The organism is Serratia liquefaciens ATCC 27592 (assembly GCF_000422085.1).
GTDB classification, from domain to species: domain Bacteria; phylum Pseudomonadota; class Gammaproteobacteria; order Enterobacterales; family Enterobacteriaceae; genus Serratia; species Serratia liquefaciens.
Genome location: NC_021741.1, coordinates 4,577,391 through 4,590,297, shown reverse-complemented (window position 1 = coordinate 4,590,297; position 12,907 = coordinate 4,577,391). Strand labels below are relative to the sequence as shown.

Below are 12,907 nucleotides of genomic sequence, written 5' to 3'. Positions count from 1 at the left end.
AATTAGCGGCGAGCTAACAGAACGCCCAGAACCACACCGACAGCGGCGCCGATACCGATACCAGTCCACGGATTATCACGAACATATTCGTCCGCCTGGCCGGCGATCTGTTTGGTTTGAGAAGCCAGTTTGTCCCCGGCATCGCTCAGGCGAGCACGGGTATCCTTCAGCGCGCCTTCAGCTTTGGAGCGCAGCTTTTCCAGTTCGGCTTTTGGCTTATCGGTGGAAGAGTTCAACACTTCTTCCAGCGTATCGGCTAAGGATTTAAGTTCAGCGCGTAAGTTTTCTGCATTTGAATCATGTGCCATGTGATAATTCCTTAACGTTAACTGAGACAGACTTTTAACATAGCGGATTTTTTCGCCGGAGCAAAGGGGCGATGAGTAGTTGATATCACTAAGCATCCATTTCAAATACGGTAAAAATCCCGCATGGTGCGGCTCTCAGCGATAAATCCGCTAGTGTAAAAAAATTATTCCGCTTGGGCTTGCTTAAGCTCGGCTTGAGCTTCAGTCAGCTTTTTCTGTTTCTTGGCAATTTTATCCAGATTGCCGGCCTGCTGAGCTTCTTTCAGCTCCTGCTGACGTTCGGCTACCTTGCTTTGTTTCTCATCGATTTTTTTCTGGCGATCGGCCTGCAGGCCGGCTTCGGTGCAATGCGTTTGCACTTCGCTCAGTGCCGTTTTCAGCCCAGCAACACGGTGAGTGTTGCCATGCTGGGTGGCGTAATCGATCTGTTTTTGAATCTCTTGTGCTTTGGCTGCACAACCGCCCTCAGCCGCAAACGACAGGGCCGGGAAGACGAAGAATGGGAGAGCCAGTAACATCGATTGGCGTAATTTCATGCTATCAATTCCTTGTTAATGGGAGGCGCTAGAACGCATCCACTGTTCCTGACTGCCAACAGGGGCAGTGCGACAGGAGTCTTACGTGGCTGACTGACGCTAACTTTGAGCATAGCCATAAATCGTGAAGACCCCAAAGAATCCGCCACAGTTCGGTGGTGATTGATGCTTAATTGAACAGGGCGGTGTTATGAAAGGAAACCCTTTCATATGAAAGGGTATTATCCCAGATTAAGGGGAGAGCGTGCAAATTCACGTACCCAATGGGTAGGTACTGGGGATTCGCTCAGGGCAATGATGTACCCCGGCGGCAGAATAGTTTGCAAGGCCTCGCGCGCCAGCAACTGCTGTTCCGGCGAGTCCAGGCGGATCACCAGACCGTCGCCTTCCGGAGTAATGCTTTTGATGCGAATACCGCGTTGATCCAGCCGTTGATAGACATAAAAACCGTCAGGCAGCGAAAGACCTTGCTGCCCTGCGCGAATGCGTAGCTCGCTCTCGGTGCGCACCATGCAGGGCACCAACAGCGTGGCGAGTGCCAGCAAAGCGAGCGCAATCAGCAAAACATATTGCCAGCGCGGGCGCTTGATCATCACGCCCCTTTCCCCTGGTCCTGGCTGTCGGCGCGTTTCTTGCGCCACAAGACGATCAGCGAGCCGACTAACCCGACGACCAGCAGCACCAGCGGCAACAGCATCAGGCAGAACATCAGCTGGTCTTCATACTTACGAAATACCGGAGTTTTTCCCAGCGCAAAGCCCAGTGAGGTGAGGATCACGACCCACAGCAGGCCGCTCATCCAGTTAAAGAACTGGAAGCGGGCATTGCTCAGGCCAGACAGGCCGGCAATGGTCGGCAGCAGGGTGCGGACAAACGCCAGGAAACGACCGACCAGCAGGGCGGAAAGCCCGTGGCGGTGGAACAACTGGTGTGCCCGTTGATGATAGTGAGCCGGCAGATGCGACAGCCAGCCCTGTACCGTTCGGGTATTGCCGAGCCACTTGCCCTGTATGTAGCTGACCCAGCACCCCAGGCTGGCGGCGACGGTCAGGATCAGGATGGTGAGCGGGAAATTCATGGTGCCTTTGGCGATCAGGACGCCGACCAGGATCAACAGGCTATCCCCTGGCAGAAAGGCTGCCGGCAGCAGACCGTTTTCCAAAAACAGGATCATAAACAGCAGCACGTAGAGGGTCCAGACCAGCGAAGGGTTCGCCAGCGTCTCAAAATCCTGCTGCCATAAGGCATGTAACAGTTCTTTAATGATGTCCATCCGGTGTTCCTAAAACGTCATTGTTTATTTTATTTCAGCGGCTGATCGAGTGTGGGCCGAAAGCGCGCGGGCGATGCTGGCTGCTGATAATGATGAAACGGCGTTGCTTTTTAGTAGATTCTAGTCGGTGCGACACCGGTCATGAGTGGTAAGTCAGCGTGCCACGGTAAAGCATATTACTTTCTTTCCAGCCGCCTAGCCTGTTTTGCTGCTGCGGGGTGTGCAGCGTCCAGTTGACCTGGGCAAGCCGGTTGAGCGCAGGTGAGTTCTGGCGCGGGAGTTTGGTGCGGTGGCCCAGCTCTGCGGCCAGGGTATAGACCGGCGGTAATTGGGCGCAGGTCGACAGCGAGCCGGAGAAGGAATGCAACCGCGGCAATAACAACGGCAATTTACCCGGCTTTTTTCGCTGCAGCTCTGCCGGTGACCGATAAACCTGGTCGTAAGGGGAAAGCAGCGGATCGGAGAGCGAGGGTAAACTGCTCAGCGATGTAGGGGTTGCTTTGGAAGGTGCCGCGCATAGCTTTTGGCCGGAGACCGAACCGGTCCAGCAAAAAAGAGCAATAAGCATGGCAAACAACCAGCGCATGTATTCGCGTCCCGCCCCGTAGCAGAGGGTAAAAAAGTGGCTCAACTTTACCAAAATAGCACGATTGGCAACAGGGAAATCTACGTTGCCAGCGGTGAAATACTACACGGCAAATCGCCGTTCAGGCATCGATTCAGCGGATTTTACAATACCTGACATAACCCGACGATTTTTGACCGCCTGGGCTATTTATTTTCGGCGGCTACGCCATCGAGATGCACTACCGGATTATCGGCGAACAGGTAGCGGTCGGCATTATATTCAAAATCGTCGCTGGTGGCGTTGAACAGCATCTGCTTGGTGTTTTCCAGGTGCTGCCACATGGCCAACTTGGCGGCGTAAGGATCTTTACGTATCAATGCTTTGAGGATCTGATCGTGGTCGTCGCACCAGCTGGCGATGGAGCGATCGTCGATATGCTCATGCAGCTTGATCCAATAAGGGTTATTTACCCGTTGAACCCACATTTTTTCCACGATGGTGGCCATGGCGGTGTTCTGAGTGGCCAGCGCCACCTGCACGTGGAATTTCAGATCCCACTGCGAGTCGCGGAAGCGATCTTCCTTGCGCGCCTGTTCCTGGATCTCCATCAGTTGGACGATGTCCTGCTTGGTAACCTGGGTCGCGGCGAATTCGGCGATGTTGCTCTCAATCAGTTGGCGTGCCTGCAGCAGCTCGAACGGCCCGGCGGTGGCAAATTCAATGCTGTCGCCCGGCACTACCAGATGCTTTTGCTGGTTGGACATCACGTGGATCCCGGAGCCTTTGCGTACGTCGACGTAGCCTTCCACTTCCAGCATGATGATCGCTTCGCGCACCACGGTACGGCTGACGTTCATCTCTTCGGCAATGTAGCGCTCGGCCGGCAGCTTATCGCCCACCGGGTATCGGCCGCTTTCGATACGCTGTTTAAGCTCGGCGGCCAGTTGCTGATACAGGCGTCTGGTTTCAGTGAATTCCATAGTGAATGCTCTTTGGATAGGGAGGGGCGCATGGCCATGGATTTGTTATACCACTTATCCGGCAGAGCTGCCAGTGGACTCCGGGGAGTGCCCGGCGCGATGGCCGGGCTGCGGGGTTAATGGCGCGCGGGGGAGGGGTCCAATACTGCCTCTTCGGATTGCGTAGCGGGGCGATTTTGCAGGACGGTCCAGATAACGATGGCGCCGAGAATATCGAATACCGACAGTGCGGCAAACAGTGGGCTGAAGCCCAGTGTGTCCGCCAGGGCGCCGACCACCAGGGCAAACAGGGTACTGGCGGTCCAGGCCGCCATGCCGGTCAGGCCGTTGGCGGTGGCCACCTCGTTGCGACCGAAGACGTCAGAAGACAGGGTAATCAGTGCACCAGACAGCGCCTGATGGGCAAAGCCACCGACGCACAGCAGCGCGATAGCCGCATAGGGGCTGGTAAACAGGCCTATCATGCCAGGGCCAATCATCAGCACAGCACCCAAGGTAACCACCAGCTTACGTGAAACAATCAGGTTCACTTTAAAGTGTTTCTGGAAAAACGGTGGCAGGTAACCGCCGACGATACAGCCCAGATCGGCGAACAGCATCGGCATCCAGGCGAACATGGCGATCTCTTTCAGGTTGAAGCCGTAGGCTTTGAACATGAATAACGGGATCCAGGCATTGAAGGTGCCCCAGGCCGGTTCTGCCAGAAAGCGCGGCAGCGCGATGCCCCAGAACTGGCGGTTGCGAACAATCTGCCAGGCGGACATTTTCTTGGCGTTGCCGGTTTGGTGCTGTGCTTCCTGCCCACCCAGAATGTACTCGCGCTCTTCGTCGCTGAGTTTCTTCTGGTCTTTCGGGTGCTTATAGAAAATCAGCCAGCAGACAGCCCAGATCAGGCTCAGCACGCCGGTGATGATGAACGCCATTTCCCAACTGTGCGCGACGATTGCCCAGACCACCAGCGGCGGCGCCAGCATGCCGCCTATCGACGAGCCGACGTTGAAGTAACCCACGGCGATGGAACGTTCTTTGGCCGGGAACCACTCACTGCTGGCCTTCAGCCCGGCGGGGATCATTGCCGCCTCCGCCATGCCCACAGCCCCGCGCGCCAATGCCAGCCCGCCCCAACTGTTGGCCAGAGCCGTGCCCATGCAAAACAGCGCCCACAGGATGGCGAACATGGCGTATCCGACCTTGGTACCCAAGACGTCCAGCACATATCCCGCCACCGGTTGCATCAGGGTATAGCAGGCAGAATAGGCCGCAACGATGTAAGAATACTGCTGCGTGGTGATGTGTAAGGTGTCTTCCAGCGTGGGCGCGGCGACGGCGATGGCGTTACGCGTCAGGTAACCCAGCACGGTGCCGATGGTCACCAGTCCGATCATGTACCAGCGTAACCCTTTAATTTTACGCATCCGAAATATCTCCCAGTCTTGAATTGGCGGCGCCCTGTCGGCGACAGCGTTTTAAGGGGTTATCCCTTTATCGTTGATTTGCGCCGGCCTGTTCATTACCGGCGTATTCCCGCCGCAAGCACGACTGGGTGGCGAGACAATAACTTGTCATACAGATTTAAAAGTTGAGTGATATCACAAAAGCCATTTTTCAATTCGGCAATACTGTTTGCCGCATGATTGGGTTGTTTTGGCGCTATCTGACCGCAAAAATGCCGGTAAACGGCCTTTTCTGGGTCATGGCAGCCTGGCTGAAGGCGATATTTTGCTGGACGCCCAATAAAATTGGTGTGATAACTTTGTCGCATTGAACACTGTGTCGAACGGCAAGCAAGGTGAGGAGCCAGCTATGGCGACGTTTTTAAACGAAGATTTCTTGCTGGGCAGCGAATTCGCCCGGCGTTTGTATCATGACTATGCGGCGGAGCAACCGATCTTTGACTATCACTGTCATCTGCCGCCGGAACAGATCGCCGAGAACACCCGTTTTAAAAATTTATACGAAATCTGGCTTAAGGGTGACCACTACAAATGGCGGGCGATGCGCACCAACGGGGTGGCAGAACGGCTGTGTACCGGCGATGCCGGCGATCGTGAAAAATTCGATGCCTGGGCTGCCACCGTACCGCATACCCTGGGTAACCCACTTTATCACTGGACCCACCTGGAGCTGCGTCGTCCGTTCGGTATCACCGACACGCTGCTTTCCCCGGCGACGGCGGACGATATCTGGCAGCGCGGCAATGCCCTGTTGGCGCAGGACGATTTCAGGGCGCGCGGCATCATGCAGCAGATGAATGTGAAGATGGTCGGCACCACTGACGATCCTGTCGACGATCTGCGCCACCATAAAGCCATTGCCGCCGACAGCAGTTTCGATATCAAGGTGTTGCCAAGCTGGCGACCGGACAAGGCGTTTAATATCGATGCGCCGGGCTTCAATGACTATCTGCAAAAGCTGGAAGCGGCAGCCGATATTCATATCGGTCGATTCAGCGCGCTGTGTGACGCGTTGAAAAAGCGCATGGATCATTTTGCTGCCCATGGCTGCAAGGTGGCTGACCATGCGTTGGACGTGGTGGTTTATGGAGAGGCGGATGAAGCTGCACTGGATGCGATTTTAACGGCGCGCCTGAGCGGCAAGCTACCTGCGCCAGAGCAGAGTGCCCAATTCAAAAGTGCGGTGCTGCTGTTCCTGGCGGCAGAATATCAACGCCGTGAATGGGTGCAGCAATATCACATCGGCGCGCTGCGCAATAATAACAGCCGCATGCTGGCCAGCGTCGGCCCGGATATCGGCTTTGATTCGATAAATGACCGACCGCTGGCGGAGCCACTTTCACGCCTGCTGGATGCCCAGGCGCGTCAGGGGGGCCTGCCGAAGACCATCCTGTACTGCCTCAACCCGCGTGACAATGAAGTGATCGCCACCATGGTCGGTAACTTCCAGGGAGAGGGTACGCCGGGCAAGATGCAGTTCGGTTCCGGCTGGTGGTTCAACGATCAGAAAGACGGCATGCAACGTCAGATGACGCAATTGGCGCAGCTCGGCTTGTTGAGCCGCTTTGTCGGTATGCTGACCGACAGTCGTAGCTTCCTGTCTTATACCCGCCATGAATACTTCCGCCGCATCCTTTGCCAGATGATGGGACGTTGGGTGGCAGACGGCGAGGCACCGGCAGATATCGCGCTGCTGGGCGAGATGGTGAAAAACATCTGCTTCGACAATGCCAAGAACTATTTCGCCATTGAACTGGCGTAGCCGCTGCCCGAGGTGGGTTTATGCAAAGCATGGTAAAAATTCATTCGCTGGATAATGTCGCGGTGGCACTGCGCGATCTGGCGGCCGATGAAACATTGATGCTGGACGGCACGGCAATTCGACTTGCGCAGCCGGTAGCGCGCGGGCATAAGTTTGCGCTACGGCCGATTGCCGCCGGTGAGGCAATCATCAAATATGGTCTGCCGATCGGCCATGCGCTGGAGACGATTGCTTCCGGTGTACATATTCACTCGCAAAATGCCAAAACCAACCTGAGTGACCTGGACAGCTATCAGTATCAGCCGCAATTTCCCGTATTACCGCCGCAGGCTGCGGATCGGGAAGTGCAGCTTTATCGCCGCAGCAGCGGGGAAGTGGGGATCCGCAACGAGCTGTGGATCATACCGACCGTTGGCTGTGTCAACGGCATTGCCCGACAGATCCAGCAGCGCTTTTTGAAGGAAACCCAGGATGCGCAGGAGATCGACGGCGTGCACCTGTTCAGTCATCCGTTTGGCTGCTCCCAACTGGGGCAAGATCATGAGAACACCCGCACTATGCTGCAAAACATGGTGCGCCATCCCAATGCCGGCGCGGTGTTGGTGATTGGCTTGGGGTGCGAGAATAATCAGGTGGATGTTTTCCGCAGTACCCTGGGTGCGGTTGATGATCAGCGGGTGCGCTTTATGGTCTGTCAGCAACAGGACGATGAGGTAGAGGCTGGGTTGGAACAGCTACATGCGCTGTACCAGGTGATGCGCGATGATCGCCGTCAACCGGGCAAGCTGAGTGAATTGAAATTCGGGCTGGAGTGCGGCGGGTCTGACGGGCTGTCCGGCATCACCGCCAATCCGCTGCTGGGGCGTTTTTCCGACTATCTGATTGCTAACGGCGGCACGACGGTACTGACCGAAGTGCCGGAGATGTTTGGCGCCGAAAGGATCCTGATGAGCCGCTGTCGCGATCGTGCGACGTTCGACAAGACCGTCAGCATGGTTAACGACTTTAAACAGTATTTTATTGCCCATAACCAGCCGATTTATGAAAACCCTTCGCCGGGCAACAAAGCTGGCGGGATCACCACGCTGGAGGAGAAATCGCTCGGCTGCACGCAGAAAGCCGGGCACAGCCAGGTGGTGGACGTGCTCAAATATGGCGAACGGCTGCGGCAACCCGGTTTAAACCTGCTGAGTGCGCCAGGCAATGACGCGGTAGCGACCAGCGCGCTGGCTGGCGCCGGCTGCCATATGGTGTTGTTCAGCACCGGGCGCGGTACGCCCTATGGCGGTTTCGTACCGACGGTGAAGCTGGCGACCAACAGCGAACTGGCGGCGAAGAAGCCGCACTGGATCGACTTCGATGCCGGTCGACTGATCCACGGCACCCCGATGGAAAGTCTGCTGGAGCAGTTTGTCGATCTGATTGTGGCGATTGCCAATGGTCAGCCAGCACGCAACGAAACCAATGATTTCCGTGAGTTGGCGATTTTTAAGAGTGGAGTGACATTGTAAGGCGACAGTCGTAAAAAAGGCGCCCGATCACGAGCGCCTTCTGGAACATTTTGGGGATTAACGCACTTTCAGCGGGTCTTCATCCGCTAAACGCTGATCTTCCGCCTGACAGGCAGCTGCGGTGAACAGCACGTCGGTCGAGGAGTTCAGCGCGGTTTCGGCGGAGTCTTGCAGTACGCCGATGATAAAGCCGACTGCCACCACCTGCATTGCCACGTCGTTCGGAATGCCGAACATGTTGCAGGCTAATGGGATCAGCAGCAGTGAACCGCCTGCCACGCCGGAAGCGCCGCAGGCACAGATAGCCGCGACGACGCTGAGCAGCAACGCCGTGGGCACATCAACCGGGATCCCCAGAGTATGCACCGCCGCCAGCGTCAGCACGGTAATGGTGATGGCGGCGCCAGCCATGTTGATGGTGGCACCCAGCGGGATGGAAACCGAATAGGTGTCTTCGTTCAGATTCAGCTTTTTGCACAGCTCCATATTCACCGGGATGTTGGCGGCTGAGCTGCGGGTGAAGAAGGCGGTCACGCCGCTTTCGCGCAGGCAGGCAAACACCAGCGGATAAGGGTTGCGACGGATTTTCCAGTAAACGATCAGCGGGTTCAGCACCAGCGCCACCAACAGCATACAGCCGATCAGCACCACCAGCAGTTGCGCATAGCCCCAAAGCGCCCCGAAACCGGTATCCGCCAGCGTCGAGGCCACCAGACCGAAAATACCGAGTGGAGCGCAGCGGATCACCGCGCGTACCACCAGGGTGACCGCATGTGACATATCGTTAATCAGCGATTTGGTGGTTTCAGAGGCGTGGCGCAGCGCCAGCCCCAGGCCCACGGCCCAGGCCAGAATGCCGATATAGTTGGCGTTAATCAGCGCATGGAACGGGTTGGCGACCACGCTCATCAGCAGGCCTTTCAGCACCTCAATAATGCCGCCCGGCGGGTTGATATCCGCATTGCCGGTCACCAGCGCCAGGTTGGACGGGAACATAAAGCTGACCACCACCGCCACCAACGCCGCGGCGAAGGTCCCCAGCAGGTAGAGGAACAGGATCGGGCGGATATTGGTTTTTTGCCCGTGCTTGTGGTTGGCGATTGAGGCCATGACCAACACCAGCACCAATACCGGCGCTACCGCTTTTAGTGCCCCGACGAACAGGGCGCCAAGCAGGCCCACCGCAGAAGCTGCTGCCGGTGAGATTAACGCCACGATAATCCCGGCCACCAGGCCGATCATGATTTGTTTAACCAGGCTGCCCTGTACGATCCTGTGTAGTAAGTTTTGCATAATGCTTTTTCCCGATGATGTTGCGTACAGACTTTGTCACCTCGGTGGGAACGCCACCGGACAACTTTATAGGGATCTGTAACCAAGTGTGTTTGCCGAATCAGTATTCAGTAAAGCCTGGGTATTGGAAAGGGGAGAGGGTGAAATTCTGAGCGCGGATCAACTCTTTATAACATACTGATTACATTTGTGTGATCGCAATAACATTTGGCGTTTGGGGGGAATTGCCAAACAATCGCGGGGCGGCAAGCCGCCCCGACTAACAGATTATGGTGCTTTATGATTGGCCAGACGGTCGTTACGACGGTTAACCCAGGCGTTGATCACCAACGTTAACGTCAGGATACCGGCCACCACGCCGAGCGAAACGCCGATCGGGATATGGAAGAAGTCGATAATCAACATCTTGACGCCGATAAACATCAGGATAATCGACAGGCCGTATTTCAGCATCGAGAAACGCTCAGCCACGTTAGCCAGCAAGAAGTACATGGCGCGCAGGCCCATGATGGCGAACAGGTTAGAGGTCAGAACGATAAACGGATCCGTGGTCACGGCGAAAATTGCCGGGATGCTATCGACCGCAAAGATCACGTCACTCAGTTCCACCAGGATTAGCACCAGCACCAGCGGCGTAGCGAACAGCAGGCCGTTGCGGCGCACGAAGAAACGTTCACCTTCCAGGTTGTCGGTCATACGCAGGTGGCTGCGCAGCCATTTCACCAGCGGCTTGTCACCAATCGCCGAGTCATCTTCTTTTGCCAGCGCCATCTTGATACCGGTAAACAACAGAAACGCACCGAACAGGTACAGCAACCACTGGAACTGGGTCACCAGCCAGCTGCCGGCGAAAATCATGATAGTACGCAGCACGATCGCGCCCAGTACGCCAAAGATCAGCACACGGCGCTGCAGGTTGGCCGGAACGGCAAAGTAACTGAACAGCATCAGCCAGACGAAGACGTTATCGACCGCCAGCGCTTTTTCGATCAGATAACCGGTGAGGAAGGCCAACGCCTGGGTGTCGGCGACGGCGCGCCCGGCGGTTTGGTTCAGGTAGTACCAGAAGCCCAGGTTGAACAGCAAAGAGAGGCTGACCCACACCAGCGACCAACTGGCGGCCTGCTTGAGCGTCATGGTGTGTGCGCCTTTGCGGCCTTGCAGCAGTAAGTCGATTGCGAGCATCACAACTATGATGGCGGCAAAGCTGCCCCATAACCAAGGTGTGCCAACGGTATTCATCATCAGAGGTATCCTTCAAAAACAAAAACGGCCAACGTCGGAAGACGCTAGCCGCTCTTATGAACGCTGCAAGCAAACCTCGCCTTCCGGCAAGGTCTCACTTACAACGTTGATGAAGGTGCACTGATCGTGCCCGTTACATCATGTTGCCCGGTAACCGGATGCTTGCGCATCGTAATGACGATTGACCGGCAATGAAGTTACTCCCCTTTGCACGGCAGAAAGTAATGCAAAATATGTCAGCGGTCAACGTTTATTAAGTTACCCGGCCAGGGCTTTTTGCGCGCCGAGGCTGACGACAAATCCCTGCAGCAGCAGCCGACTGAACGGCGTATCGCTAACCTGCTGTTGCTTAAGCTGATACGCTGCCTGCTGCTCTGGATACAGCTCACCGAGCCAGCTCAGATACTGGTGCATCACCGCGCCGTTAAATTCCGGATGGAACTGGGTCGTCAGCACGCGATCGCCATAACTGAGGATCTGATAGGCATCCTGTTGCGACCGGGCCAGCGGCACTGCGCCGGCGGGGGGCGTCAACACGCTCTGCGAGTGGATCAGATTGGCCTTGAAGCGCGGCGGTAACATCGCCATTCGCCGGTCGTTGGCGGCGGCGGGCAGCAATTCGACGTCCAATGTACCGACTTCCATACCCTGCGGGTGATAACCGACTTCACCGCCAAGCGCATAGGCCAATAGCTGGTGCCCGTAGCAGGCACCGAAGATCGGCAGTTGGATCTGCATCGCCTGGCGCAGCCACTCGGCGGCTTGCTCGCTCCACGGCAGCCGTTCGGTCACCATCGCCGGTGAACCGGTGATCACCACGCCGGCGTAATTTTGCGGCGGCAGCGGCTGCTCGCCTGCGGGAAGGTGCACGATCTGCACGCGATCGGCATCAATGTTCCCCTGTTGCAAGAACATGCCGTCGAAGTTGGCCTTTTCCCGACGGATAACCTCTGGGGCATCGCCGGTTTGCATCAGTAATAAGGGTTTCATGTCACTCTCCGTCGGCAGGGAAGACCACGCCGGTCTGGCGGCGAATTTCGGTCAGCAGGCGGGCGATAATCAGCGAATTCTCCAGTCCCGGGTGTTCCACCTGCCGTTTTTCCACCAGATCGGCGAACACCTGTGCTTCATACAGCATGGTATTGATGTGCTGAGGACGGGTCAGATCCTGACGATGGCCGCCGCGTGGGGTCAGCACCACGCCCTGACACTCAGAAATTTTCTCAATCACCAGCGTTCCTTCTTCGCCCTGGATCTCACTGGGAATGTCCGAGTTGCTGACCTTGGAGTGGGAGAGGGTGACGTCGAAATCGCCGTAGTTGAGGCAAGCGGTACCGTGGGCATCCACACCGGTATCCAGCAGCGCCGCGCTGGCAATCACCGATTTCGGTTCGCCGAACAGGGTTACGGCGCTGGCCAGGCAGTAATAGCCAATGTCCATGATTGAACCGTTGGAAAACTGCGGATTGAAGGTGTTCGGATTCTCGCCGGCCAGATAGCGCGGGTAGCGTGACGAGTATTGGCAGTAGTTGAGGAAGGCTTTGCGCAACCTGCCGATTTGCGGCAACGCCTGTTGCAGGGCCAGGAAATTCGGCAGATGAGCGCTTTTGAAAGCTTCGAACAGCACCACCTGATTTTCACGCGCGCAGGCTACCAGCTTTTCGGCTTCACGCAGGTTGGACACCAGCGGCTTTTCGCAAATCACATGCTTTTTATGGCTGAGGAACAGCAGCGATTGTTGGCAGTGAAGGGCGTTGGGGCTGGCGATGTAAACCGCATCGATGGCATCAGATTGGGCCAATGCTTCAAGGGAATCGAAAAACAGGCTGACGTGGTAGTTGGCGCCAAATTCCTGCGCTTTTTCCAGCCTGCGCGAATAGACGGCGGTCAATTTCAGCTTGCCGCTTTCGTGCGCGGCGTCGATAAAGCGTTCCGTAATCCAGTTGGTGCCCACAACGGCAAAGCGAATCATAGATA

Annotated in this window: 13 protein-coding genes; 2 read left to right on the top strand and 11 right to left on the bottom strand. The window is 56.4% G+C overall.

Features of this window, described 5'->3' with window-relative positions; genetic code table 11:
- Window positions 1-2 precede the first annotated feature (2 nt).
- The 7 genes from M495_RS21360 to M495_RS21330 all read right to left on the bottom strand — a co-directional run bounded on the left by M495_RS21360 (window position 3) and on the right by M495_RS21330 (window position 5,080).
- Window positions 3-308: a DUF883 family protein gene (locus tag M495_RS21360; protein WP_020831805.1), complete on the bottom strand. Its 306-nt coding sequence runs from the start codon at window positions 306-308 to the stop codon at window positions 3-5.
- Between the two features lie 164 nt (window positions 309-472).
- Window positions 473-844 (bottom strand): DUF1090 domain-containing protein, encoded by a 372-nt coding sequence (locus tag M495_RS21355; RefSeq protein ID WP_020831804.1) that lies wholly within the window; start codon window positions 842-844, stop codon window positions 473-475.
- Window positions 845-1,065: 221 nt separating this feature from the next.
- Window positions 1,066-1,437, bottom strand: coding sequence for an EnvZ/OmpR regulon moderator MzrA (gene mzrA, locus M495_RS21350; protein ID WP_020831802.1), 372 nt, complete (start codon window positions 1,435-1,437; stop codon window positions 1,066-1,068).
- Complete coding sequence (locus M495_RS21345) at window positions 1,437-2,117, bottom strand: DedA family protein (protein WP_020831800.1); 681 nt, start codon at window positions 2,115-2,117, stop codon at window positions 1,437-1,439. The genes mzrA and M495_RS21345 overlap by 1 nt, the downstream gene beginning before the upstream one ends.
- Before the next feature lie 139 nt (window positions 2,118-2,256).
- Window positions 2,257-2,703, bottom strand: coding sequence for a hypothetical protein (locus M495_RS21340; RefSeq protein ID WP_020831799.1), 447 nt, complete (start codon window positions 2,701-2,703; stop codon window positions 2,257-2,259).
- A 185-nt stretch (window positions 2,704-2,888) separates the two neighbouring features.
- Window positions 2,889-3,665: a transcriptional regulator ExuR gene (gene exuR / locus M495_RS21335; protein ID WP_020831798.1), complete on the bottom strand. Its 777-nt coding sequence runs from the start codon at window positions 3,663-3,665 to the stop codon at window positions 2,889-2,891.
- Window positions 3,666-3,781: 116 nt separating this feature from the next.
- On the bottom strand, window positions 3,782-5,080 hold the full coding sequence (locus M495_RS21330; RefSeq protein ID WP_020831796.1) for an MFS transporter: 1,299 nt from the start codon (window positions 5,078-5,080) through the stop codon (window positions 3,782-3,784).
- A 388-nt stretch (window positions 5,081-5,468) separates the two neighbouring features.
- On the opposite strand from M495_RS21330, the gene uxaC reads away from it, so the two are divergent.
- Both uxaC and M495_RS21320 read left to right on the top strand, forming a co-directional pair.
- Window positions 5,469-6,881 (top strand): glucuronate isomerase, encoded by a 1,413-nt coding sequence (gene uxaC / locus M495_RS21325; RefSeq protein WP_020831794.1) that lies wholly within the window; start codon window positions 5,469-5,471, stop codon window positions 6,879-6,881.
- Between the two features lie 20 nt (window positions 6,882-6,901).
- On the top strand, window positions 6,902-8,392 hold the full coding sequence (locus M495_RS21320; RefSeq protein ID WP_020831793.1) for a UxaA family hydrolase: 1,491 nt from the start codon (window positions 6,902-6,904) through the stop codon (window positions 8,390-8,392).
- A 57-nt stretch (window positions 8,393-8,449) separates the two neighbouring features.
- Here the strand turns inward: M495_RS21320 and sstT are convergent, their stop codons facing one another.
- The 4 genes from sstT to M495_RS21300 form a co-directional block, all read right to left on the bottom strand.
- Window positions 8,450-9,685: a serine/threonine transporter SstT gene (gene sstT / locus M495_RS21315; RefSeq protein WP_020831792.1), complete on the bottom strand. Its 1,236-nt coding sequence runs from the start codon at window positions 9,683-9,685 to the stop codon at window positions 8,450-8,452.
- A gap of 267 nt (window positions 9,686-9,952) precedes the next feature.
- Window positions 9,953-10,930, bottom strand: a complete 978-nt coding sequence (locus M495_RS21310; RefSeq protein ID WP_020831791.1) for a TerC family protein — start codon at window positions 10,928-10,930, stop codon at window positions 9,953-9,955.
- 258 nt (window positions 10,931-11,188) lie between these two features.
- A complete protein-coding gene (locus M495_RS21305) occupies window positions 11,189-11,920 on the bottom strand; it encodes a glutamine amidotransferase (RefSeq protein ID WP_020831790.1) in 732 nt (243 codons plus the stop codon).
- A 1-nt stretch (window position 11,921) separates the two neighbouring features.
- The gene (locus tag M495_RS21300; RefSeq protein WP_020831789.1) at window positions 11,922-12,902 is read right to left on the bottom strand and encodes a Gfo/Idh/MocA family protein; all 981 of its coding nucleotides are present in this window, start codon (window positions 12,900-12,902) and stop codon (window positions 11,922-11,924) included.
- Between the last annotated feature and the right edge of the window lie 5 nt (window positions 12,903-12,907).

Coding starts and splice junctions, on each gene's coding strand:
- M495_RS21320 (WP_020831793.1), top strand. CDS start 6,902: ATGCAAAGCATGGTAAAAATTCATTCGCTGGATAATGTCGCGGTGGCA.
- M495_RS21360 (WP_020831805.1), bottom strand. CDS start 308: ATGGCACATGATTCAAATGCAGAAAACTTACGCGCTGAACTTAAATCC.
- exuR (WP_020831798.1), bottom strand. CDS start 3,665: ATGGAATTCACTGAAACCAGACGCCTGTATCAGCAACTGGCCGCCGAG.
- M495_RS21345 (WP_020831800.1), bottom strand. CDS start 2,117: ATGGACATCATTAAAGAACTGTTACATGCCTTATGGCAGCAGGATTTT.
- sstT (WP_020831792.1), bottom strand. CDS start 9,685: ATGCAAAACTTACTACACAGGATCGTACAGGGCAGCCTGGTTAAACAA.
- M495_RS21310 (WP_020831791.1), bottom strand. CDS start 10,930: ATGATGAATACCGTTGGCACACCTTGGTTATGGGGCAGCTTTGCCGCC.
- M495_RS21340 (WP_020831799.1), bottom strand. CDS start 2,703: ATGCGCTGGTTGTTTGCCATGCTTATTGCTCTTTTTTGCTGGACCGGT.
- uxaC (WP_020831794.1), top strand. CDS start 5,469: ATGGCGACGTTTTTAAACGAAGATTTCTTGCTGGGCAGCGAATTCGCC.
- M495_RS21305 (WP_020831790.1), bottom strand. CDS start 11,920: ATGAAACCCTTATTACTGATGCAAACCGGCGATGCCCCAGAGGTTATC.
- M495_RS21330 (WP_020831796.1), bottom strand. CDS start 5,080: ATGCGTAAAATTAAAGGGTTACGCTGGTACATGATCGGACTGGTGACC.
- M495_RS21355 (WP_020831804.1), bottom strand. CDS start 844: ATGAAATTACGCCAATCGATGTTACTGGCTCTCCCATTCTTCGTCTTC.
- mzrA (WP_020831802.1), bottom strand. CDS start 1,437: ATGATCAAGCGCCCGCGCTGGCAATATGTTTTGCTGATTGCGCTCGCT.
- M495_RS21300 (WP_020831789.1), bottom strand. CDS start 12,902: ATGATTCGCTTTGCCGTTGTGGGCACCAACTGGATTACGGAACGCTTT.